Genomic DNA, 21,308 nt, shown 5'->3' with positions numbered 1-21,308 from the left:
ATGAGCGAGCCGCACAACGACGACAAACCCCTGACCTTCGGCCAGATGCTACACAGCGTGCTGGCCGCGGCCTTCGGCGTGCAGAGCAGCAAGAATCGCGCACGCGACTTCAGCAAGGGCAAGCCCAGCCAGTTCATCCTGCTCGGCCTGCTGTTCACGACGGTCTTCGTGCTGGCACTGTTCGGCCTGGTAAAGCTGGTGCTGCACCTGGCAGGGCTCTGATCCTCAGTCCACCAGGGTCTGCAGCGAGAAGTCGTATTCGCGCATCTCCGGCCGCCCCACGGCGCTGAAGCGGCGGAAATCCAGGCCGATGCCACGCTGGCGGATGACCTTCAGCATCTTCAGCGCCTGGGGCTCATCGAGCAAAGTGAACAGCTGCGCCGTCTGCTCCACGCCCCCGCGCTCGGCGAAATCCAGGCCGGCGTGGTAGTCGTGCAGCAGCACCATAGCCCAGGCACCAAGGGCGAAGTGCCCGCTGGCCAGCACGGTGACGCGTCCGTCCAGCTTCGCCAGCAGCACCTCCTCGGAGTTGTTCAGCGCAGAGAACAGCACATCCTTGCCGGGCACGCCGCCCAGCTCCTCCAAGGCATGCATGGCCCCGAAGGCCATCTGGTCGTTGGCCGCCCAGACCAGCTTGATCTGTGGATAGCGCTGCAGCAGCAGGCGTGCCTGCTCGTAGGCGCGCGCCTGCAGCCAGTCGCCGCGCACCAGCTGACGCAGGCGCACCTCGGGATGACGCGCCAGAGCCTTCTGCAACCCCCGCTCGCGGGCCTGGGCGTTCGGGGTGTTGCGCAGGCCGCCGAAGGCCAGCATTTCCACCGGGCCGTCGCCGTGCCGGACACGGTACTCGCGGATCAGCGCCTCGGCCATCAGCTCGCCGGCGTCCTCGTCGTTGGTCACCAGGCTGCCGATCCAGTTCGGATACTTCTCCCGGGCCATGCCAAGCCAGTCACGCTGATCCTCGGTCAGCGCGTTGTGCACCATGAACAGCTTGACGTCGCTGGACTCGGCCTGGCGGAGAATTTCCGGCGCGGCATACTCCTCGTTGACGAACACCAGGAAGTCCGGCCGCCGCTGGCGCGTCAGCACGCCCCGTGCCTGGGCCTCCATCCGGTCACGGGAGCGCTCGGCATAGAGCACCTCCAGCTCCATGCCGAGACTGTCCGCCGCGACCTGCATGAACTGCGCATATTCCACCCAGAAGGTTTCGTCGGAGCGCCCTGGGCAGAGAAAAACGACACTCGCCGCCTGAACCGCTGCGATGCTGCCGAACAGACACCAGAGCACTGCCGCCAATCGGACTACCGACTTCAATTCGGAGCACTCGCATAAGAAAGGGTGCCCATTATAATCATCCGTGTGGCTAGCGCCCGCTGGCTTTCTCTATCGGAGCGATAGAGAGGACCATGACCGCAGACGAGCGGTCACGGCCCTTTGCAATGATTATTGATGACTGACCCAGTAGACCGCCGTGATCACGGTCAACAGGATCAGCGCGAAGATGGCTCGGGCATCGACGATGCTGTCACGTTCATGTTCGTCGCGACCGGTTTGCTCGGACATGGCTACCCCCTCTTGTTGTGCTTGTCGGTGGATTGCCCTTGGAGTTAAGACCAGCCCAGCGGCGCCCTCAAGGCTGCAGGGAGCCATCCCTGCACTTATCACCATGAGTTTGATTCATATACTAAAACTTCACTTTTGCGCATATCCCTGAACTGGTATCTTGCCCGGCCCGCCAGGAGCGTGCGGCCGTGCGCGCGTTCCAGCAGCAAGTAGCCTGAGAACAGGAATATATGTACGTATACGACGAGTACGATCAACGGATCGTCGAGGACCGCGTCAAGCAGTTCCGCGATCAGACCCGCCGCTATCTGGCCGGCGAGTTGAGTGGCGAGGAATTCCGCCCACTGCGTTTGCAGAACGGCCTCTACATCCAGCGTTATGCGCCCATGCTGCGCATCGCCGTGCCCTACGGCCTGCTGAACTCCACCCAGGTGCGCAAGCTGGCGCAGATCGCTCGCGACTACGACAAGGGCTACGCTCACATCAGCACCCGCCAGAACGTACAGTTCAACTGGCCGGAGCTGGAAGACGTGCCGGAGATCCTCGCCGAGCTGGCCAAGGTGCAGATGCACGCCATCCAGACCAGCGGCAACTGCATCCGCAACACCACCACCGACCAGTTCGCCGGCGTGGCCTACGACGAAGTGGTGGACCCGCGCCCCTGGTGCGAGATCATCCGCCAGTGGTCCACCTTCCACCCGGAATTCGCCCACCTGCCGCGCAAGTTCAAGATCGCCGTCAACGGCGCCGCCAGCGACCGTGCCGCCATCGAGGTGCATGACATCGGCCTGGAGGCCGTGAAGAACGCCGCAGGCGAGCTGGGCTTCCGCGTCCTGGTCGGCGGCGGTCTGGGGCGTACCCCGGTGGTCGGCAGCCTGATCAACGAGTTCCTACCCTGGCAGCACCTGTTGTCCTACCTGGACGCCATCCTCCGCGTGTACAACCGCTATGGCCGTCGCGACAACAAGTACAAGGCGCGCATCAAGATCCTGGTCAAGGCGCTGACTCCGGAAGTCTTCGCCGAGAAGGTCAACGCCGAATGGGCACACCTCAAGGATGGCCCCACCACCCTCACCGAAGCCGAGGTGGAGCGCGTCTCCCGGCACTTCGCTGACCCGGCCTACAAGGCCCTGGAGGACCAGGAAGAGGCCCTCAAGGCCCTCGACGCCCAGCATCCTGGCTTTGCCCGCTGGCGCCAGCGCAACACCTTCCCGCACAAGAAGCCCGGCTACGTGGCCGTGACCCTGTCGCTGAAGGCCACCGGCCACGCGCCCGGTGACATCACCGACAAGCAGCTCGACGCCGTCGCCGACCTGGCCGACCGCTACAGCTTCGGCGAGGTGCGCAACAGCCATGCGCAGAACATGATCCTCGCCGACGTCGAGCAGGGCCAGCTGTTCACCTTGTGGAACGAGCTACGCGAACTGGGCTTCGCCACCCCGAACATCGGCCTGCTCACCGACGTGATCTGCTGCCCGGGCGGCGACTTCTGCTCCCTGGCCAACGCCAAGTCGATCCCGGTGGCGGAAGCCATCCAGCGCCGCTTCGACGACCTCGACTACCTGTTCGACATCGGCGAGATCGACCTGAACATCTCCGGCTGCATGAACGCCTGTGGCCACCACCACATCGGCCACATCGGCATCCTCGGCGTGGACAAGAAGGGCCAGGAGTTCTACCAGGTGTCCCTCGGCGGCAGCTCCGGCCGCGACGCCAGCCTGGCGCAGATCCTCGGCCCGTCCTTCGCTCAGGAGGAAATGCCCGACGTGATCGACAAGATCATCCGCGTCTACGTCGAGCAGCGCACCGAGGACGAGCGTTTCCTCGACACTTTCCGCCGTATCGGTATCGACCCGTTCAAGGAGCGCGTATATGCAGCGAATCATTAAGAATGGCCAGGTGATCGACGAAACCTGGCATCTGCTGCCCAAGGACGCGCCTCTGGAGAGCGTCCCCAACAGTGGCGACGTGATCGTCCCCCTCGCCCTCTGGCGCGAGCACGGCCATGCCCTCAAGGCCCGTGATGGTGGTCTGGGCATCTGGCTGGACGCCGATGAGGAGGTCGAGGAAATCGCTGGCGAGCTGGACAGCTTCCAGGTGATCGCCCTCAACTTCCCGGCTTTCACCGACGGTCGCCACTACTCCACTGCCGCCCTGCTGCGTCAGCGCTACGGCTACCAGGGCGAGGTGCGTGCCATCGGCGACGTGCTGCGCGACCAGTTGTTCGCCATGAAGCGCTGCGGCTTCGACGCCTTCGCCGTGCGCGAGGACAAGGACCCCTACGATGCCCTCAAGGCCTTCGAGGAGTTCTCCGAGGTCTACCAGGCCGCCGTCGACCAGCCACTGCCGCTGTTCCGCCGCCGCGCCTGAACGGCGCGGCTCCCCCTACTCCGCCGTCACGCCCCTAGGCCACCTGCGCGAAGAGCTCGCACCATTCGTGCAGGTGCGTTCGCGTGCGCCCGCCCGGCCAGCCAATGCCTGACGAAGTCCTGGCCCGGGCCAATCATGATGGACACCGAAGAGTCCTCCGGCAGTCGCCTGAGCAGGCCCTGCCCCCCAGATCGGCCAGCTGCGGAAATCACCCTGTACGCCAGGAAGCCTGTTGAAACAGGAAGCCCGGCCTGAGCAGGGCTTCTTTCTGCCGAGTCAGATCAGCCGGACCAGCACCCGACCGACCTGCTGCCCTGCCAAAATGCGCTCGATCTCCCCCGGCAACTGGTCCAGACCGACCTCCCTTGCCAGACTTTCTAGACCATCCAGCTTCCACTGCAAGGACAGGCGGTCCCACATCGAGGCCTTGACCATCAGCGGCAGCTCCACCGAATCGACCCCCAGCAGGTTCACGCCACGAAGGATGAAGGGAAACACGTTGGCCTTGAAGTTCACCCCGGCGGTCAGCCCGCAGCAGGCCACGCTGGCGCCGTAGCGCAACGACTTGACCACGTTGAACAGCACATCGCCGCCCACGGTATCCACCGCTCCGGCCCACTGCTCCTTGAGCAGCGGCTTGTCCACGCCTTCCAGCAGCGCTGCGCGCTCGACGATCTGGCCGGCCCCCAGACTGCGCAGGAAGTCCGCCTGCTCGGCCTTGCCGGTTGCCGCCGCCACCTGGTAGCCGAGGCGGGCCAGCAGGCGTACCGCGATGCTGCCCACCCCGCCGGTAGCGCCAGTCACCAGCACCGGTCCGGCCGAAGCGTCAAGGCCGGTCTTTTCCAGCTTGTCGACGCACAGTGCGGCGGTCAGGCCTGCGGTGCCGAGCAGCATGGCCTCGCGCAGGGACAAGCCCTGCGGACGCTTGATCGCCCAGGCGGCAGGCACGCGAATGTACTCGGCGAAACCGCCAGCGGTATTCATGCCCAGGTCATAGCCGGTGACTATCACCTCGTCTCCCGGCGCGAACTCCGCGACTGCGGACTCGGCCACCACGCCGGCAGCGTCGATGCCCGGGGTATGCGGGTAGTTGCGGGTAACCCCGCGATTGCCGCTGGCCGACAGCGCGTCCTTGTAATTGAGCGAGGAGTAATGCACTCGGATCAGCAGCTCGCCGGCCGGCAGCTCATCGATACCGCACTCGATCACCCGGCGTACGTAGGCGCCTGACTCGTCCTGACTGACCCGCAGGGCCCGGAACTTGTTCATCTGTCTTCCTCCATCGATTTACCAGAAGCGCTGGTTGAGGCGGCCCAGCCAGTTCAGCAGTAGGCGGTCCATAGCCACACTAGCGGCCAGACCGATGCGTTCCTGAAGAGTCTTCTTCTCCACGTAGCGAAGCTGGAACAGCTCCGCCGACTTGGCACGCTCGGCCAGGTACTCGTCGCTGGTCTTCAGCTCGTCCACCAGCTTCTTGCCGAGGGCTGCCTGACCGAGCCAGACCTCGCCGGTGGCAACCTCATCGATGGACAGCTGCGGCCGGTAGTGGGCGACGAAGTTCTTGAACAGCCGGTGGGTGGTCTCCAGGTCCTCCTGGAACTTCTCCCGGCCCTTCTGGGTGTTCTCGCCGAATATCGTCAGGGTGCGCTTGTACTCGCCGGCGGTGAGCACCTCGAAGTCCACGTCATGCTTCTTCAGCAGGCGATGGACGTTGGGCAGCTGGGCCACCACACCGATGGAACCAAGCACGGCGAAGGGCGCGGAGATCACCTTATCGCCAATGCAGGCCATCATGTAGCCGCCGCTGGCCGCCACCTTGTCGACGCACACGGTCAGCGGCACGCCGGCCTGGCGGATGCGCGCCAGCTGCGATGCGGCCAGGCCATAGCTATGCACCATGCCACCGCCGCTCTCCAGGCGCAGCACCACCTCGTCCTTGGGAGTGGCCATGCCCAACACTGCGGTTATCTCGTGTCGCAGGTGCTCGGTGGCCGAGGCCTTGATGTCGCCATCGAAATCCAGCACGAAAACCCGTGGCTTGTGCTCGCCAGCCTTCTTCGCCGCCTTGGCAAGTTTGGCCTCCTGCTTGCGCAGCTGCTTGAGCCTGGCCTTGTCCAGCACCACCTGCTCGAGGCGCTGATGCAACCCCTTGTAGAAGTCGTTGAGCTTGTGGACCTCAAGATGACCTTCGGCCTTGCCACGGCCCCTGCTGCGCAGCGCGGCGATTGCCCCCAGGACCACCAGGATGGCCACCACCAGGGTCAGTGTCTTGGCCAGGAAGCCCGCATAATCGGCTAGAAACTCCACGTTACTCCCCTTGCTCTCGGCACCGCTCGCCGGCGCCCGCGTGACGCCCAAGCATACCCATGCCCCCAGCTTCAGACCAGCACGTGCAGGCTGGCTTTGCGTGAGCCAGAGCCTTCGAATGGATTGTTACAGTCGATTAAAACAAGCGTATGTTTTTTCATTGACAGGTCCCACCTATCCCCCTACTCTCGCGGAACTCCAATCCACAAGGGCAAGCCGAGCGTGGGCAGCATCTATCTGATTCGACACGGTCAAGCTTCGTTCGGAGCCGATGACTATGATGTCCTGTCGGAGATCGGAATTCGCCAGGCGGAAATCCTCGGACGGCACTTCTCCCAACTCGGCCTCGGCTTCGACCGCTGCCTGAGCGGCGAGCTGCGCCGTCAGCAGCACACCGCCCAGGCGACGCTGGCGCAGATCGGCAGCGCCGGCCTGCCGGCCCCGGAAATCGAGATCGAACCGGCCTTCAACGAGTTCGACGCCGACGCCGTGATCCGCGCTCTGCTGCCCCATCTGCTCGAAGAAGAGCCCCAGGCTCTGGAGGTGCTGCGCAATCCCGGGCAGAACCGCAACGAATTCCAACGCCTGTTCGCCCGCCTGATCGGCTGCTGGCTGAACGGCGAGCACGACGAATCCCTGACCAGTTGGGCATCGTTCGTGGGAACCGTACGCGACGGCCTGGAACGCCTCCTCGCCCGGGCCAACCCGCGCCAGAACATCGCGGTGTTCACCTCTGGCGGCACTATCACCGCCCTGCTCCACCTGATCACCAGCATCCCGGCGCGCCAGGCCTTCGAGATGAACTGGCAGATCGTCAACACCTCACTTAACCGCCTGAAGTTCCGCGGCAGCGAGGTGACACTGGCTTCCTTCAACAGCTACACACACTTGGAGCTGCTGAAGACCCCGGAGCTCATTACCTACCGATGAGCCCAACTTCTGGCCAAAACGGCCATCTGGAACCAAAACTACAAAGGATAACGCTCATGACCACCGTTGCTGACATCGTCAAAACCATGCAGTCCAAGTTCAACTCCAGCGCCGCAGCCGGCCTGGACCTGGTCTTCCAGTTCAACATCGAAGACGGCGAAAACCACTACCTGATCGTCAAGGACGGCACCTGCGACGTGCAGCAAGGCGACGCCCCGAACCCCAACGTCACCCTGATCATGGACAGCGAAACCCTGAAGGGCATCACCAGCGGCGAAACCGACGGCATGCAGGCCTTCATGGCCGGCAAGCTGCGCGCCGAAGGCGACATGATGCTGGCCATGAAGCTCAGCGAGCTGTTCCCGGTCTAAGCCTTCCGCAAGGCTGTCGCCCGATGAAAACCGGAGTCCTCGGACTCCGGTTTTTTATGCCTGAAGAATGTTCATGACCGGCTGCGCAAGACCGATCAGGCGGGTTGATCGGTGGGCAACACGCTCACCAATGTAGGCCCACCCGCGCTTGTGAGGCCTCGGCAGCAGCATTAGATTAGCCAATGATCCGATGCCGCCATCATAAAGATAAAGGATAGGGATACGCATGGCGCTTACCGACCAGTCAACTCGCATCCGCGAAGGCGAAGAGCTCGACGCCGCTGCGATCGATAGCTACCTCAAAGCCAACATCTCCGGTATCACCGGCACCCCGAAGGTCAGCCAGTTCCCCGGCGGCGCCTCCAACCTGACCTACCTGATCGAATACCCGAACCAGGAGTTCGTCCTGCGCCGCCCGCCGTTCGGCCGCAAGGCCAAATCCGCCCACGACATGGGCCGCGAGTATCGCATCCTCAACCGCCTCAACGCCGGCTTCCCCTACTGCCCCAAGGCCTACCTGCACTGCACCGACGAAACGGTGATCGGCGCAGAGTTCTACGTCATGGAGCGGATGCGCGGGATCATCCTGCGCGACAACCTGCCGGCGGAACTGAAGCTGGACGAAGCCCAGACTCGCCAGCTGTGTCAGAACTTCATCGACAAGCTGGTCGAACTGCACAACGTCGACTATACCGCCTGCGGACTGGCCGATCTGGGCAGGCCGGAAGGCTATGTGCGACGCCAGATCGACGGGTGGCGCGACCGCTACGAGAAGGCCCTGACCCCCGATGCGCCGCTATGGGAGCCGGTCAAGGCCTGGCTGCGCGACAAGATGCCGGCCGATCACCACAAGCCGGGGATCGTCCATAACGACTACCGCTTCGACAACGTGATCCTCGACCCCGCCGACCCGCTGAAGATCATCGGCGTGCTCGACTGGGAGCTGGCCACCATCGGCGATCCACTGATGGACCTCGGCAACACCCTCGCTTACTGGGTGCAGGCCGACGACCCGGCGCCGATCCAGATGATGCGCCGCCAGCCCAGCCATCTGCCAGGCATGCTGACCCGCCGCCAGTTCGTCGACTACTACGCCGAACGCACCGGCATCCGTATTGAGGAGTTCGACTTCTACTACCTCTACGGGCTGTTCCGCCTGGCTGGAATCATGCAACAGATCTACTACCGCTTCTATCACGGCCAGACCAAGGATCAGCGCTTCGCCATCTTCATCCAGGCCAACAAGGCGCTGGAGCAATTCAGCCTGCAGCTCATCGACAAGTCCCGACTGTAAAGGAGAAGGGAGACACCATGCCCAAGACTCACCTGTTCGACCTCGACGGCAAAATCGCCTTCGTCTCCGGCGCCAGCCGCGGCATCGGCGAGGCCATCGCCAGGCTGCTGGCTCAGCAAGGTGCCCACGTGATCGTCTCCAGCCGCAAGCTCGAAGGCTGCCAGGCAGTGGCCAACTCCATCGCCGCCGAAGGCGGCAAGGCCACGGCCATCCCCTGCCACATCGGCGAGATGGAGCAAATCCACAACACTTTCGCGCAGATTCGCGAGCAGTTCGGTCGTCTCGACATCCTGGTCAACAACGCCGCCACCAATCCGCAGTTCTGCAACGTACTGGACACTGACCTTAGCGCCTTCCAGAAGACCGTGGACGTCAACATCCGCGGCTACTACTTCATGTCCATCGAAGGCGCCAAGCTGATGAAGGAGAACGGTGGCGGCAACATCATCAATGTGGCCTCCATCAACGGCGTCACCCCTGGCGAGTTCCAGGGCATCTACTCGGTGACCAAGGCAGCGGTGATCAGCATGACCAAGGTGTTCGCCAAGGAATGCGCGCAGTTCGGCATTCGCTGCAACGCCCTGCTGCCCGGCCTGACCGACACCAAGTTTGCCTCGGCGCTGGTGAAGAACGACGCCATCCGCAATTACGCCTTGCAGCGTATCCCGCTCAAGCGCGTGGCCGAACCCAGCGAAATGGCCGGCGCAGTGCTCTACCTGGCCAGCGATGCCTCCAGCTACGCTACCGGCATGGCGATGAACGTGGACGGCGGCTTCCTGGCCTGACCCCTAACACTTACGAAAAATGGGACCTCCGGGTCCCTTTTTCGGGCTCATCTACTGCAACGACCGCATCGGGGACGGCAAAGAAGGAGCTTCAGCGAGGCGCAGCCCCAGAAGACCACGCCCAACATGGCATCGTGCATGACGGGAAAGAGGAAGGGGATCGGCTGGTTTGGCGACTGCCGATCTACCAACCTCCGACTCGCCAACCACTACTTCCCCTGGATTGCGCGAAGAACCCAAAAAAAGGCCGGTCATGCAGACCGGCCTTTTCGTTTGCCGCTGGTCGCTTACATATTGGCGATGATCGCATCGCCGAACTGCGAGCAGGACAGCAGCTTGGCACCTTCCATCAGACGCTCGAAGTCGTAGGTCACGGTCTTCGCGGCGATGGCACCGTTGGTGCCCTTGATGATCAGGTCGGCCGCTTCGGTCCAGCCCATGTGACGCAGCATCATCTCGGCAGAGAGAATCAGCGAACCCGGGTTCACCTTGTCCTGGCCAGCGTACTTCGGCGCGGTGCCGTGAGTGGCTTCGAACATGGCGACGCTGTCGGAGAGGTTGGCGCCGGGAGCGATACCGATACCACCGACTTCGGCCGCCAGAGCGTCGGACAGGTAGTCACCGTTCAGGTTGAGGGTGGCGATCACGTCGTACTCGGCCGGACGCAGCAGGATCTGCTGCAGCATGGCGTCGGCAATCACATCCTTGACCACGATGTTCTTGCCGGTTTTCGGGTTCTTGAACTGCATCCAGGGACCGCCGTCCAGCAGCTCGGCGCCGAACTCGTCACGAGCGACTTCGTAGCCCCACTCCTTGAAGGCACCTTCGGTGAACTTCATGATGTTGCCCTTGTGGACGATGGTCACAGAGCTGCGATCGTTGTCCACGGCGTACTGCAGGGCCTTACGCACCAGGCGCTTGGTACCGGCTTCGGAAACCGGCTTGATGCCGATGCCGCACATGTCGGTGAAGCGGATCTTCTTGACGCCCATTTCCTCGGTGAGGAACTTGATGACCTTCTCGGCTTCCGGAGAACCGGCTTTCCACTCGACGCCGGCGTAGATGTCTTCGGAGTTCTCCCGGAAGATCACCATGTCCACGTCGCCGGGCTTCTTGACCGGGCTGGGCACGCCTTCGAACCAGCGAACCGGGCGCTGGCAGACGTACAGGTCCAGCTCCTGGCGCAGGGCAACGTTCAGGGAGCGGATGCCGCCACCGACCGGAGTGGTCAGCGGGCCCTTGATGGAAACGACGTAGTCGCGCACGGCTTCCAGGGTTTCCTTGGGCAGCCAGGTGTCCTGATCGTAAACCTTGGTGGCCTTCTCGCCGGCGTAGACTTCCATCCAGGCGATCTTGCGTTCGCCGCTGTAGGCTTTCTGCACAGCCGCGTCGACGACCTTGATCATCACCGGAGTGATGTCCACGCCGATGCCGTCACCTTCGATGAACGGAATGATCGGGTTGTTCGGCACATTCAAGGACAGGTCGGCATTGACGGTGATTTTGTCACCAGTGGCTGGCACCTGGATCTTTTGGTATCCCATGCTGGACTCCGTTGCTCTCGTGGTCTGACATTCCGTCACGCGGTTGGCACGACGGAAGAATCTTGGGTATAGAAAAGGCGGCACATTCTTGTAGTTTTTCTACCGAAAGTCACGCTTTTTTCCATCCCCTCCCGCGCCGGGTATGGCGCTGCGGGTCGTTTTCGCCCCGCTTTTTCAGACGCTTTGTAGTAAGACTACAGAAGCGCTACAAGCCTGCCGATGCAGAGCAGCCAATAGCCTAGCAGCTCATCCACGCCCTGCCCGACTCCGCCAGCGCACTCCGTCGGACGACGTGGAAGATGCGCCGATCCGGTTGAATGCTGGCGAAATCGAGCCCGAATCGCCCTGCAGACGGTAAACTCCATTCCCGCCCGACCAGCGAAGCCGGCCTACGGGCATCACATGTTACTTCTCCCGAGGACTTTCTATGCGCTTCACCCCGCACGTCACAGTCGCGACCATCGTCGAGGACCAGGGACACTTTCTGCTGGTCGAGGAGCTGGCCGAGGGTCGCGCCGTATTTAACCAGCCTGCCGGCCACTTGGAAGCCGACGAAAGTCTCATCCAGGCCGCGCTGCGGGAAACCCTCGAGGAGACCGGCTGGGAAGTCGAGCTGACCGCGGTCACCGGTATCTACCTGTACACCGGGCGCAACGGGGTGACCTACCAGCGCGTGTGCTTCGCCGCCCGCCCGCTGCGTCACCACCCCGAGCGTCCGCTGGACCACGGCATCATCGGCCCGCGCTGGCTGACCCGCGAGGAGCTTGCCGCCCAGCCCGAGCGCTGGCGCAGCGAGCTGGTGCTGCGCTGCATCGACGACTACCTGGGCGGAGAACGCTTCCCTCTGAGCCTGATCCGAAGCAGGAGCTGATTCGCGGCAACTCCGGCTGCCTGATAGAATCTTCCCCTTTGTGGCGACGAACCCTTTTCCACGATGTCCGATTCAAGCACCACCCCAGCCTCGAAACGCGTGATCGTCGGCATGTCCGGCGGCGTCGACTCCTCCGTGTCCGCCCTCCTGCTCCTGCAGCAGGGCTACCAGGTGGAAGGCCTGTTCATGAAGAACTGGGAAGAGGACGACGGTACCGAATACTGCACCGCCATGACCGACCTGGCCGACGCCCAGGCCGTCTGCGACCGGCTGGGCATCAAGCTGCACACCGCCAACTTCGCGGCCGAGTACTGGGACAACGTGTTCGAGCACTTCCTCGCCGAGTACAGGGCTGGACGCACACCCAACCCGGACATCCTCTGCAACCGTGAGATCAAGTTCAAAGCCTTCCTCGACTATGCCCTGATGCTCGGCGCCGATCTGATCGCCACCGGCCACTACGTGCGCCGTCGTGACCTGGACGGCCGCACCGAGCTGCTCAAGGGTCTGGACCCGAACAAGGACCAGAGCTACTTCCTGCATGCCGTGGGTGGCGAGCAGCTGGCCAAGACCCTGTTCCCGGTCGGCGAGCTGGAGAAGCCGGCGGTGCGCGCCATTGCCGAGCAGTACCAGTTGGCCACCGCGAAGAAGAAGGACTCCACCGGCATCTGCTTCATCGGCGAGCGGCGCTTCAGCGACTTCCTCAAGCAGTACCTGCCGGCCCAGCCCGGGAATATCGAGACCACCGACGGCAAGGTGATCGGCCGCCACCACGGTCTGATGTACCACACCATCGGCCAGCGTCAGGGCCTCGGCATCGGCGGCCTGAAGGAAGCCGGCGAGGCGCCCTGGTACGTGCTGCGCAAGGACCTGGAGCGCAACGTGCTGATCGTCGGCCAGGGCAACGATCACCCCTGGCTGTTCTCCCGCGCCCTGCTCGCCTCCGATGTCTACTGGGTCAACCCCGTGGAATTGAACGGGCCGCGCCGCCTGACCGCCAAGGTGCGCTACCGCCAGGCCGACCAGGCCTGCACCCTGGAACGCACCGCCGACGGTTACCGGGTGGTCTTCGACCAGCCGCAGCGCGCCGTCACTCCCGGCCAGTCGGTGGTGCTCTACGACGGAGAGGTGTGCCTGGGCGGTGGGGTGATCGAAGTGGCCGAGCCGGCCTACGCGGAGGCCCTGGCATGACGCCGCTGCAGGAACAGCTGGTGGCCCTGGGGGCAATCTTCGAATCCGCCGCCCTGGTCGACCGCATCGCCCGCACTGGCCAGGTCAGCGAGGCACCGCTGGGCTGCATGCTCGGCAGCCTGTTGGTACGCAATCCCCAGGACACCCTGGAGGTCTACGGTGGCGACGACCTCAACCTGCGCGACGGCTACCGGGTGCTGGTCGGCGCCTTGGAGCGCGACCCGACCAGTCTGCAGCGCGAGCCGCTGCGCTATGCCCTGGCCCTGGTCGCTCTGGAGCGTCAGCTGGCCAAGCGCGACGACATGCTGGAGGTCATCGGCAAGCGCCTCGACCAGATCCAGCAGCAGGTGGAGCACTTCGGCATCACCCACGAGAACGTCATCGCCTCCTGCGCCGCGCTCTACCAGGACACCCTGAGCACCTTCCGCCAGCGCATCCAGGTCCACGGCGACATGCGCCACCTGCAGCAGCCCAGCAACGCGGCGAAGATCCGCGCCCTGCTGCTCGCCGGGATCCGTTCCGCGCGACTCTGGCGCCAGCTCGGCGGGCACCGCTGGCAGCTGGTGTTCAGTCGCAAGAAGCTGCTCGACCAGCTCTATCCGATGCTGCGCGGCAGCTGATTGAGCACACCCAGCCGGTCGCACGCCGATCGGTCCGCCAAGACCGGGGCGCGTTTTTCATGTATGATTCGCGCCCCCGATTTTCCGTCAGCCGACTGTCGAGAACGCCCTCATGCAGCTTTCCTCGCTCACCGCGGTTTCCCCCGTCGATGGCCGCTATGCCGGCAAAACCAGCGCCCTGCGTCCGATCTTCAGCGAATACGGCCTGATCCGCTTCCGGGTCATGGTCGAGGTCCGCTGGCTCCAGCGCCTGGCCAACCACCCCGGCATCCCCGAGGTCGCGCCCTTCTCGGCCGAAGCCAACGCCCTGCTGAACAGCCTGGTGAACGACTTCCAGCTCGAGCACGCCCAGCGCGTCAAGGAAATCGAGCGGACCACCAATCACGACGTCAAGGCCGTCGAGTACCTGCTCAAGGAGCAGGCCGCCAAGCTCCCCGAGCTGGCCAAGGTCAGCGAGTTCATCCACTTCGCCTGCACCAGCGAGGACATCAACAACCTGTCCCACGCCCTGATGCTGCGCGCCGGCCGTGACGAGGTAGTGCTGCCGCTGATGCGCCAGATCGCCGCCGCCATCCGCGAGCTGGCGGTCAGGTTCGCCGACGTGCCCATGCTCTCCCGCACCCACGGCCAGCCGGCCTCGCCGACCACCCTGGGCAAGGAAATGGCCAACGTGGTCTACCGCCTGGAGCGCCAGATCGCCCAAGTGGCCGCAGTGCCGCTGCTGGGCAAGATCAACGGCGCCGTGGGCAACTACAACGCCCACCTGTCCGCCTACCCTCAGGTGGACTGGGAAGCCAACGCCCGTGAATTCATCGAGCAGGACCTGGGCCTGACCTGGAACCCCTATACCACCCAGATCGAGCCCCACGACTACATCGCCGAGCTGTTCGACGCCATCGCCCGCTTCAACACCATTCTCATCGATTTCGACCGCGACGTCTGGGGCTACATCTCCCTGGGCTACTTCAAGCAGAAGACCGTGGCCGGCGAGATCGGCTCCTCGACCATGCCGCATAAGGTCAACCCGATCGACTTCGAGAACTCCGAAGGCAACCTGGGCATCGCCAACGCTCTGTTCCAGCACCTGGCCAGCAAGCTGCCGATCTCCCGCTGGCAGCGCGACCTGACCGACTCCACCGTGCTGCGCAACCTGGGCGTGGGCATCGCCCACAGCGTGATCGCCTACGAGGCCAGCCTCAAGGGCATCGGCAAGCTGGAGCTGAACGCCCAGCGCCTGGGCGAGGATCTGGACGCCTGCTGGGAAGTGCTCGCCGAGCCGGTGCAGACCGTGATGCGCCGCTACGGCATCGAGAACCCCTACGAGAAGCTCAAAGAATTGACCCGCGGCAAGGGCATCAGCCCCGAAGCGCTGCAGGCCTTCATCGACGGTCTGGAGATTCCGGCGGACGCCAAGGCCGAGCTCAAGCGCCTGACCCCGGCCAGCTACGTCGGCAACGCCGCCGCGCAGGCCAAGCGCATCTGATCCACCGAGAGCCAGGTGAACGCCCGGCCGTGCCGGGCGTTTTTGTTTAGAGCTTTCAAAGAATTTCAAAGGATTAGCGATGAATCCCGATACTCCGCTTCAACTGCTGGGCGGCCTGACCCCACGCGAGTTCCTGCGCGACTACTGGCAGAAGAAACCCCTGCTGGTCCGCCAGGCGATCCCCGGCTTCGAGAGCCCGATCACGCCCGACGAACTGGCAGGGCTGTCGCTCGAGGAAGAGGTCGAATCGCGCCTGGTCATAGAGCATGGCGCCCGCCCCTGGGAGCTGCGCCGCGGCCCCTTCGACGAGGACACCTTCCGCCACCTGCCGGAACGCGACTGGACCCTTCTGGTACAGGCCGTCGACCAGTTCGTCCCGGAGGTCGCCGAGCTGTTCGAGTCCTTCAAATTCCTGCCCAAGTGGCGCATCGACGACGTGATGATCAGCTACGCTGCGCCCGGCGGCGGGGTCGGCCCACACTACGACAATTACGACGTGTTCCTGCTTCAGGGCTATGGCAGACGCCGCTGGCAGATCGGCCAGATGTGCAGTTCCGCCAGCCCGCTTCTCGACCATCCGGATCTAAAGATCCTGGCCGAGTTCGATACGACCGATGAATGGGTGCTGGAGCCCGGCGACATGCTCTACCTGCCGCCCCTCCTCGCTCACTGTGGTACCGCTGAGGATGATTGCATGACTTATTCCGTGGGCTTCCGCGCGCCCAGCGCCGCTGAAGTACTGACCCATTTCACCGACTTCCTGGGACAATTCCTGCCCGAGGAAGAGCGCTACAGCGACCCCGACGTGCAGCCGGCCAGTGACCCCAACCAGATCCAGCGCGACGCCCTGGAGCGCCTCAAGGCCCTGCTCGACCGCCACATGGGCGACGAGCGCCTGCTGATGACCTGGTTCGGCCAGTTCATGACCGAACCGCGCTATCCCGAGCTGGTGACCGGCATCGACATCGGCGAGGAGGAGCTGCTCGACACTCTGGAAGGTGGTGCGGTGATCATCCGCAACCCGAGCGCCCGTCTGGCCTGGTCGGAAGTGGGCGAGGATCTGGTGCTGTTCGCCAGCGGGCAGAGCCGCGTGCTGTCCGCCGGCCTGCGCGAGCTGCTGAAACTGATCTGCAGCGCCGACGCGCTGCATATCGACAATCTCGGCCAATGGCTGGCCGACGACGAGGGTCGTACCCTCATCTGGGAGTTAGTGAAACAAGGTAGTTTGGGGTTTGCCAATGAATAACCTGCATGTGCGTGTCGCCGATTGGCAGAAGGACAACGCCGACCTGCGCCGCATCCGTGAAGCCGTGTTCATTGCCGAGCAGTCGGTGCCGCCGGAACTGGAGTGGGATGACGAGGACGCACAGGCCATCCACTTCCTCGCCCTGGATGACGACTACGCGATCGGCACCGCGCGCCTGCTGCCCGACGGGCACATCGGCCGCGTCTCGGTGCTCAAGGACTATCGCGGACTGAAGGTCGGCGAGGCGCTGCTCAAGGCGGTGATCGCCGAGGCCGAACGGCGCGGCCTGACCCGACAGAAACTCAGTGCTCAGGTTCACGCCGCGCCCTTCTACGAACGGCTAGGCTTCTCCATTGTCAGCGAGGAGTTCCTCGAGGCCGGCATCCCCCACGTGGACATGGTGAGACAAAGCAGCTGAGGTAGACATGAACGACGACAGCGACCTGCCGACTGGACAGCATCCTGATACGGACGAGCTACCGGCCATTGAGTTCCAGTCGCCGGGTCGCTTCGCCGTCCACAACCCGTTGCCCCTGCCCGCCGAGCCGGAAGCCTGGGAGCCCGCGCCCTTCCGTCTCGGCGAACATGCCGCCCTGGAGCGCTTTAGCCACCCGGACGCCGCCCGCGCCCACGCCCTGGCCCTGCTGCAGCAGGTACGCTATTCGCTGTGCCTCTACACCCCCGACCTCGAGCCCTGGCTGTACCACCATAGCAGTGTCCAGGAGGCCTGCACGCGCTTCCTGCTGGCCAACCCCAGGAACCACCTGCGCATCCTCCTGCGCGACAGCAGTCGGGCGGTCAAGGAAGGTCACCGCTTGCTCAACCTGGCGCGCCGTGTCACCAGCAACCTGCACATCCGCAAGCTGCATCCCGACTATCCCAGCGAGGAAGCCGCCTTCCTCCTCGCCGACGATCGCGGCCTGCTGCTGCGCCCAAAGCCGGAAATCCCCGAGGGCTACGCGCTCTATAACGACCCGGGGCGAGTCCGCCAGCGTCAGGAACAGTTCGACCAGGCCTGGGACCAGAGCATCACCGATCCCGACCTGCGGAGCTTCCTGCTGTGAAGATGCGCACCCTGCTCGCCACCCTGCTGCTCGCCCTCAGCCAGCCGCTGCCTGCCGCCACCGAGCTGATTCCCCTCAGCTACCGAACGGCCGACGAGGTGCTGCCGGTGGTGCAGTCGGTGCTCGGCGATGAAGGCAAGGCCAGCGCCTATGGCAACCAGTTGATCGTCAACGCCTCCCCCGAGAAGCTCCGCGAGCTGCGCGACCTGCTCCAGCAGTTGGACATCCGTCCGCGACGCCTGCTGATCAGCGTCGACACCAGCGACAGCGCCTATCTCGACGAGCACGGCTATCGCGTCGATGGCAGCGCCCGCGCCGGCAACCTGGAGATCCAGGCCGGGCGTGGCGAAGTCCGCGGCCAGGACCAGATGCGCATCATCCGGCGCAGTACCCGCAGCCGCGACGGCGGCGTCCAGCAGGTGCAAGCTACCGAGGGTTACCCGGCCCTGATCCAGATCGGCCAGAGCGTGCCCCTCACCACCACCAGCGTCGACCCATACGGCGGTGTCCACAACGAAACCCAGTACCGCGACGTCACCCGTGGCTTCTACGTGACCGCCCGGATCAACGGCGACCAGGTGCAGGTCACCCTGGACAGCCACAACGAACGCCTGAGCCGCTCCCAGCAGGGCGCCATCGACGTGCAGAGCACCAGTACCCGGGTCTCGGGACGGCTCGGCGAATGGATCACCGTGGGCGGCGCCAGTCAGAGCAGACAGTCCGGAGAGAACGGCTTCCTCCGCCACTACTCCACCCGCGGGCAGGACGACATGAGCCTGCGCCTAAAGGTCGAGGCCCTCGACTGAATGCCCGCCGGCTGACCGTCCGGTCGCCTTCGGAAATTTTGTAGTAGCTAAAAAAAAACACTACAAAACGTTTGACGAAGCCATTTTCCAAAGGCATGATGGCCCCGCTCCCGCTAATCAGGGGCTCCGAAAGGAGCCTCCGGGTCGCGCTCCGGTCACCCCCGAGCCGACCCGTGTTGCATGGCCCACAAGGCGATTCGACGAGGTTGCGACTGGAACGAAAGTTGTCCTGAGGGACGGGGAAGCACTCAATCAGTCAGATCGACAGCGCCGTCGAAACGCGTCGCCCAACGGCATCCACGAGCCGGCAAGCGAGCACTGCACACGACGCCGAGGCCTGCCACTGTACGTCACTCTCCGCTCCGCAGACCTCATCCTTCCAGTCTCTCCTTCATCGATCACCCGAACGCCAGGCAACGAGCCGTCGACCGTGCGACGACTCAAGCGGAAAGTCGGGCTCAACCACTACTTTTTGAAGGATTGACCATGTCCGCATATCAGAACGAGATCAAGGCAGTTGCCGCCCTGAAAGAGAAATACGGCAGCAGCTGGGGCGCCATCAACCCCGAGTACGCCGCTCGCATGCGTATCCAGAATCGTTTCAAGACCGGCCTGGACATCGCCAAGTACACCGCGGCCATCATGCGCAAGGACATGGCCGAGTACGATGCCAACCCCGCCCTGTACACCCAGTCGCTGGGTTGCTGGCACGGCTTCATCGGTCAGCAGAAGCTGATCTCCATCAAGAAGCACCTGAAGTCCACCAACAAGCGCTACCTCTACCTGTCCGGCTGGATGGTCGCCGCCCTGCGCTCCGAGTTCGGTCCGCTGCCCGACCAGTCCATGCACGAGAAGACCGCAGTCGCCAACCTGATCGAAGAGCTCTACACCTTCCTGCGCCAGGCCGACGCCCGTGAACTGGACCTGCTGTTCACCGCTCTGGACAAAGCCCGCGCCGCTGGCGACAAGGCCAAGGAACAGGAAATCCTGAACCAGATCGACAACTTCGAAACTCACGTCGTGCCGATCATCGCCGACATCGACGCCGGTTTCGGCAACGCCGAGGCTACCTACCTGCTGGCCAAGAAGATGATCGAAGCTGGTGCCTGCTGCATCCAGATCGAGAACCAGGTGTCCGACGAGAAACAGTGTGGCCACCAGGACGGCAAAGTCACCGTGCCACACGCCGACTTCCTGGCCAAGGTCAACGCAGTTCGCTACGCCTTCCTCGAGCTGGGCGTTGACGACGGCGTGATCGTCGCCCGTACCGACTCCCTGGGCGCTGGCCTCACCAAGCAGATTGCCGTCACCAACGAGCCGGGCGACTTGGGCGACCTGTACAACAGCTTCCTGGATGGCGAGTACATCGAGTCCGCCGACGACATCGCCAACGGCGACGTGGTCATCAAGGCTCAGGGCAAGCTGCTCAAGCCGAAACGCCTGCCCTCCGGCCTGTTCTGCTTCAAGCAGGGCAGCGGCGAGGACCGCGTGGTCCTGGACTGCATCACCAGCCTGCAGAACGGCGCAGACCTGCTGTGGATCGAAACCGAGAAGCCGCACATCGGTCAGATCAAGGGCATGGTGGACCGCATCCGCGAAGTCATCCCGAACGCCAAGCTGGTCTACAACAACAGCCCGTCCTTCAACTGGACCCTGAACTTCCGCCAGCAGGTGTTCGATGCCTGGGCTGCCGAAGGCAAGGACGTGTCCGCCTACGATCGCGCCAACCTGATGAGCGTCGAGTACGACAACAGCGACCTGGCCAAGGAAGCCGACGAGCGCATCCGCACCTTCCAGCGTGACGCCTCCGCTCAGGCCGGCATCTTCCACCACCTGATCACCCTGCCGACCTACCACACTGCGGCCCTGTCCACCGACAACCTGGCCAAGGGCTACTTCGCCGAGGAAGGCATGCTGGCCTACGTGAAGGGTGTGCAGCGTCAGGAGATCCGTCAGGGCATCGCCTGCGTGAAACACCAGAACATGGCTGGTTCCGACATCGGCGACAACCACAAGGAATACTTCGCCGGCGAGGCCGCGCTGAAGGCCAGTGGCCAGAACAACACCATGAACCAGTTCCACTAAGTACAGGTTCACCCGGTCTTCGGACCAAAGGTGTCGTTGGAGAGCCCCGGCAGCAATGCCGGGGTTTTCTTTTTCCCGCCCGGAACCTTGCCAGCCCTCGCCCCAGCCTCCAGACCCAGCCCTGAAGCTCCGCCCCTGGCAGCCCAGAGCGCAGCCGTCACCTGCACGCGGGGCAAGTGCCCAGACCGTCGCAGCCCAGTTATCGCGACCCCGGTCGCTCACCTCCCAGCCAAACGTGAAAGAGGTCATGGGCCACTTCGGCGTTCGGGGGCTGGGCACGCACTTCCAGATCGCTGCGGTGTGCATGTCCATTGCGACCGCCTCGATATATGTACGGCCCTCTTCGCTCAGTCATCCGAAGAAAGGCCGGATCGCCTCGCGACTGTTGCCTTCGCCCCCCCCCACAGCACACGCGTGCGCTCGGCATCCAGGGTCCTACCCCATTTCCACGGACGGATTGAAAAGGGCTGAAAATTTCCGATCTTGCCGGGCGACTCTACGTAAGCGCTCCATAAACCCCGTCCGCCAGGACGGGGTGCTCTTCAGGACGCCGAGTTCGGAGCGCAGTTCCATGGCAGCAGCGCTTCGTAGTCCTCGACGCTGCGCGCGCTGGGCAGACGTTCAAGCACCTGGCGCAGCCAGGCGTAGGGCTCCTGGCCGTTGGCCTTGGCGGTTTCGATCAGGCTGTAGATCTGTGCGCTGGCCGTGGCGCCTTGCGGGGTGTCGCTGAACAGCCAGTTCTTGCGGCCGATGACGAACGGGCGGATGGCGTTCTCGG

At 63.9% G+C, this 21,308-nt stretch carries 21 protein-coding genes; 16 read left to right on the top strand and 5 right to left on the bottom strand.

The window, feature by feature from the left end; all coding sequences use genetic code 11:
• Positions 1 to 222 (top strand): DUF2970 domain-containing protein, encoded by a 222-nt coding sequence (locus H165_RS18690; RefSeq protein ID WP_017939975.1) that lies wholly within the window; start codon positions 1 to 3, stop codon positions 220 to 222.
• 3 nt (positions 223 to 225) lie between these two features.
• Here the strand turns inward: H165_RS18690 and H165_RS0116110 are convergent, their stop codons facing one another.
• On the bottom strand, positions 226 to 1,197 hold the full coding sequence (locus H165_RS0116110) for an ABC transporter substrate-binding protein (protein WP_017939974.1): 972 nt from the start codon (positions 1,195 to 1,197) through the stop codon (positions 226 to 228).
• A 596-nt stretch (positions 1,198 to 1,793) separates the two neighbouring features.
• Between H165_RS0116110 and H165_RS0116100 the strand changes: the two genes are divergently transcribed.
• Complete coding sequence (locus H165_RS0116100; protein WP_017939972.1) at positions 1,794 to 3,452, top strand: nitrite/sulfite reductase; 1,659 nt, start codon at positions 1,794 to 1,796, stop codon at positions 3,450 to 3,452.
• On the top strand, positions 3,436 to 3,933 hold the full coding sequence (locus H165_RS0116095; protein ID WP_017939971.1) for a DUF934 domain-containing protein: 498 nt from the start codon (positions 3,436 to 3,438) through the stop codon (positions 3,931 to 3,933). The genes H165_RS0116100 and H165_RS0116095 overlap by 17 nt, the downstream gene beginning before the upstream one ends.
• A 276-nt stretch (positions 3,934 to 4,209) precedes the next feature.
• On the opposite strand, the gene H165_RS0116090 is transcribed toward H165_RS0116095, so the two are convergent.
• The gene (locus H165_RS0116090) at positions 4,210 to 5,202 is read right to left on the bottom strand and encodes a YhdH/YhfP family quinone oxidoreductase (RefSeq protein ID WP_017939970.1); all 993 of its coding nucleotides are present in this window, start codon (positions 5,200 to 5,202) and stop codon (positions 4,210 to 4,212) included.
• Positions 5,203 to 5,220: 18 nt separating this feature from the next.
• Positions 5,221 to 6,240: a protease SohB gene (gene sohB, locus H165_RS0116085; RefSeq protein WP_017939969.1), complete on the bottom strand. Its 1,020-nt coding sequence runs from the start codon at positions 6,238 to 6,240 to the stop codon at positions 5,221 to 5,223.
• A gap of 222 nt (positions 6,241 to 6,462) precedes the next feature.
• Here sohB and H165_RS0116080 point away from each other — a divergent pair, with 222 nt between their 5' ends.
• The 4 genes from H165_RS0116080 to H165_RS0116065 all read left to right on the top strand — a co-directional run bounded on the left by H165_RS0116080 (position 6,463) and on the right by H165_RS0116065 (position 9,620).
• Positions 6,463 to 7,170 (top strand): histidine phosphatase family protein, encoded by a 708-nt coding sequence (locus H165_RS0116080; RefSeq protein ID WP_017939968.1) that lies wholly within the window; start codon positions 6,463 to 6,465, stop codon positions 7,168 to 7,170.
• 56 nt (positions 7,171 to 7,226) lie between these two features.
• Complete coding sequence (locus H165_RS0116075) at positions 7,227 to 7,541, top strand: SCP2 sterol-binding domain-containing protein (protein WP_017939967.1); 315 nt, start codon at positions 7,227 to 7,229, stop codon at positions 7,539 to 7,541.
• Positions 7,542 to 7,767: 226 nt separating this feature from the next.
• Positions 7,768 to 8,835, top strand: coding sequence for a phosphotransferase family protein (locus H165_RS0116070; protein ID WP_017939966.1), 1,068 nt, complete (start codon positions 7,768 to 7,770; stop codon positions 8,833 to 8,835).
• 17 nt (positions 8,836 to 8,852) lie between these two features.
• Positions 8,853 to 9,620: an SDR family oxidoreductase gene (locus tag H165_RS0116065; protein ID WP_017939965.1), complete on the top strand. Its 768-nt coding sequence runs from the start codon at positions 8,853 to 8,855 to the stop codon at positions 9,618 to 9,620.
• A 287-nt stretch (positions 9,621 to 9,907) separates the two neighbouring features.
• Here H165_RS0116065 and icd read toward each other — a convergent pair whose 3' ends face one another.
• Positions 9,908 to 11,164, bottom strand: a complete 1,257-nt coding sequence (gene icd, locus H165_RS0116060) for an NADP-dependent isocitrate dehydrogenase (protein ID WP_017939964.1) — start codon at positions 11,162 to 11,164, stop codon at positions 9,908 to 9,910.
• Between the two features lie 427 nt (positions 11,165 to 11,591).
• Between icd and H165_RS0116055 the strand changes: the two genes are divergently transcribed.
• The 9 genes from H165_RS0116055 to H165_RS0116015 all read left to right on the top strand — a co-directional run bounded on the left by H165_RS0116055 (position 11,592) and on the right by H165_RS0116015 (position 20,530).
• Positions 11,592 to 12,035: an NUDIX hydrolase gene (locus tag H165_RS0116055; protein WP_017939963.1), complete on the top strand. Its 444-nt coding sequence runs from the start codon at positions 11,592 to 11,594 to the stop codon at positions 12,033 to 12,035.
• A 63-nt stretch (positions 12,036 to 12,098) separates the two neighbouring features.
• The gene (gene mnmA, locus H165_RS0116050) at positions 12,099 to 13,226 is read left to right on the top strand and encodes a tRNA 2-thiouridine(34) synthase MnmA (RefSeq protein WP_026146678.1); all 1,128 of its coding nucleotides are present in this window, start codon (positions 12,099 to 12,101) and stop codon (positions 13,224 to 13,226) included.
• Positions 13,223 to 13,846, top strand: a complete 624-nt coding sequence (hflD, locus tag H165_RS0116045; RefSeq protein ID WP_017939961.1) for a high frequency lysogenization protein HflD — start codon at positions 13,223 to 13,225, stop codon at positions 13,844 to 13,846. The genes mnmA and hflD overlap by 4 nt, the downstream gene beginning before the upstream one ends.
• 112 nt (positions 13,847 to 13,958) lie before the next feature.
• Entirely contained in the window at positions 13,959 to 15,329 is a 1,371-nt protein-coding gene (gene purB / locus H165_RS0116040; protein ID WP_017939960.1) for an adenylosuccinate lyase, read from the top strand.
• A gap of 79 nt (positions 15,330 to 15,408) precedes the next feature.
• Positions 15,409 to 16,575, top strand: coding sequence for a ribosomal protein uL16 3-hydroxylase (locus H165_RS0116035; RefSeq protein WP_017939959.1), 1,167 nt, complete (start codon positions 15,409 to 15,411; stop codon positions 16,573 to 16,575).
• On the top strand, positions 16,568 to 16,993 hold the full coding sequence (locus H165_RS0116030; RefSeq protein ID WP_026146677.1) for a GNAT family N-acetyltransferase: 426 nt from the start codon (positions 16,568 to 16,570) through the stop codon (positions 16,991 to 16,993). The genes H165_RS0116035 and H165_RS0116030 overlap by 8 nt, the downstream gene beginning before the upstream one ends.
• A 7-nt stretch (positions 16,994 to 17,000) precedes the next feature.
• The gene (locus H165_RS0116025; RefSeq protein ID WP_017939957.1) at positions 17,001 to 17,639 is read left to right on the top strand and encodes a DUF7931 domain-containing protein; all 639 of its coding nucleotides are present in this window, start codon (positions 17,001 to 17,003) and stop codon (positions 17,637 to 17,639) included.
• 2 nt (positions 17,640 to 17,641) lie between these two features.
• Positions 17,642 to 18,445, top strand: a complete 804-nt coding sequence (locus H165_RS0116020; RefSeq protein WP_155943626.1) for a secretin N-terminal domain-containing protein — start codon at positions 17,642 to 17,644, stop codon at positions 18,443 to 18,445.
• Positions 18,446 to 18,931: 486 nt separating this feature from the next.
• The gene (locus H165_RS0116015; RefSeq protein ID WP_017939955.1) at positions 18,932 to 20,530 is read left to right on the top strand and encodes an isocitrate lyase; all 1,599 of its coding nucleotides are present in this window, start codon (positions 18,932 to 18,934) and stop codon (positions 20,528 to 20,530) included.
• 542 nt (positions 20,531 to 21,072) lie between these two features.
• Here the strand turns inward: H165_RS0116015 and H165_RS18685 are convergent.
• A partial coding sequence (locus tag H165_RS18685) for a transposase domain-containing protein (protein WP_017939954.1) occupies positions 21,073 to 21,308 on the bottom strand: 236 nt, incomplete at its 5' end.

This window comes from Pseudomonas thermotolerans DSM 14292 (assembly GCF_000364625.1).
GTDB lineage: Bacteria > Pseudomonadota > Gammaproteobacteria > Pseudomonadales > Pseudomonadaceae > Aquipseudomonas > Aquipseudomonas thermotolerans.
The sequence above is the reverse complement of the archived record's forward strand: the minus strand, read 5'-3'. Positions and strand labels throughout refer to the sequence as shown.

Excerpts from the sequence above, each read along its gene's own strand:
- H165_RS0116030 (WP_026146677.1), top strand. The coding sequence starts at position 16,568 with ATGAATAACCTGCATGTGCGTGTCGCCGATTGGCAGAAGGACAACGCC.
- H165_RS0116100 (WP_017939972.1), top strand. The coding sequence starts at position 1,794 with ATGTACGTATACGACGAGTACGATCAACGGATCGTCGAGGACCGCGTC.
- H165_RS0116075 (WP_017939967.1), top strand. The coding sequence starts at position 7,227 with ATGACCACCGTTGCTGACATCGTCAAAACCATGCAGTCCAAGTTCAAC.
- H165_RS0116055 (WP_017939963.1), top strand. The coding sequence starts at position 11,592 with ATGCGCTTCACCCCGCACGTCACAGTCGCGACCATCGTCGAGGACCAG.
- H165_RS18690 (WP_017939975.1), top strand. The coding sequence starts at position 1 with ATGAGCGAGCCGCACAACGACGACAAACCCCTGACCTTCGGCCAGATG.
- icd (WP_017939964.1), bottom strand. The coding sequence starts at position 11,164 with ATGGGATACCAAAAGATCCAGGTGCCAGCCACTGGTGACAAAATCACC.
- H165_RS0116025 (WP_017939957.1), top strand. The coding sequence starts at position 17,001 with ATGAACGACGACAGCGACCTGCCGACTGGACAGCATCCTGATACGGAC.
- H165_RS0116095 (WP_017939971.1), top strand. The coding sequence starts at position 3,436 with ATGCAGCGAATCATTAAGAATGGCCAGGTGATCGACGAAACCTGGCAT.
- H165_RS0116065 (WP_017939965.1), top strand. The coding sequence starts at position 8,853 with ATGCCCAAGACTCACCTGTTCGACCTCGACGGCAAAATCGCCTTCGTC.
- hflD (WP_017939961.1), top strand. The coding sequence starts at position 13,223 with ATGACGCCGCTGCAGGAACAGCTGGTGGCCCTGGGGGCAATCTTCGAA.
- H165_RS0116035 (WP_017939959.1), top strand. The coding sequence starts at position 15,409 with ATGAATCCCGATACTCCGCTTCAACTGCTGGGCGGCCTGACCCCACGC.
- H165_RS0116090 (WP_017939970.1), bottom strand. The coding sequence starts at position 5,202 with ATGAACAAGTTCCGGGCCCTGCGGGTCAGTCAGGACGAGTCAGGCGCC.
- mnmA (WP_026146678.1), top strand. The coding sequence starts at position 12,099 with ATGTCCGATTCAAGCACCACCCCAGCCTCGAAACGCGTGATCGTCGGC.
- H165_RS0116020 (WP_155943626.1), top strand. The coding sequence starts at position 17,642 with ATGCGCACCCTGCTCGCCACCCTGCTGCTCGCCCTCAGCCAGCCGCTG.
- H165_RS0116015 (WP_017939955.1), top strand. The coding sequence starts at position 18,932 with ATGTCCGCATATCAGAACGAGATCAAGGCAGTTGCCGCCCTGAAAGAG.
- purB (WP_017939960.1), top strand. The coding sequence starts at position 13,959 with ATGCAGCTTTCCTCGCTCACCGCGGTTTCCCCCGTCGATGGCCGCTAT.
- H165_RS0116070 (WP_017939966.1), top strand. The coding sequence starts at position 7,768 with ATGGCGCTTACCGACCAGTCAACTCGCATCCGCGAAGGCGAAGAGCTC.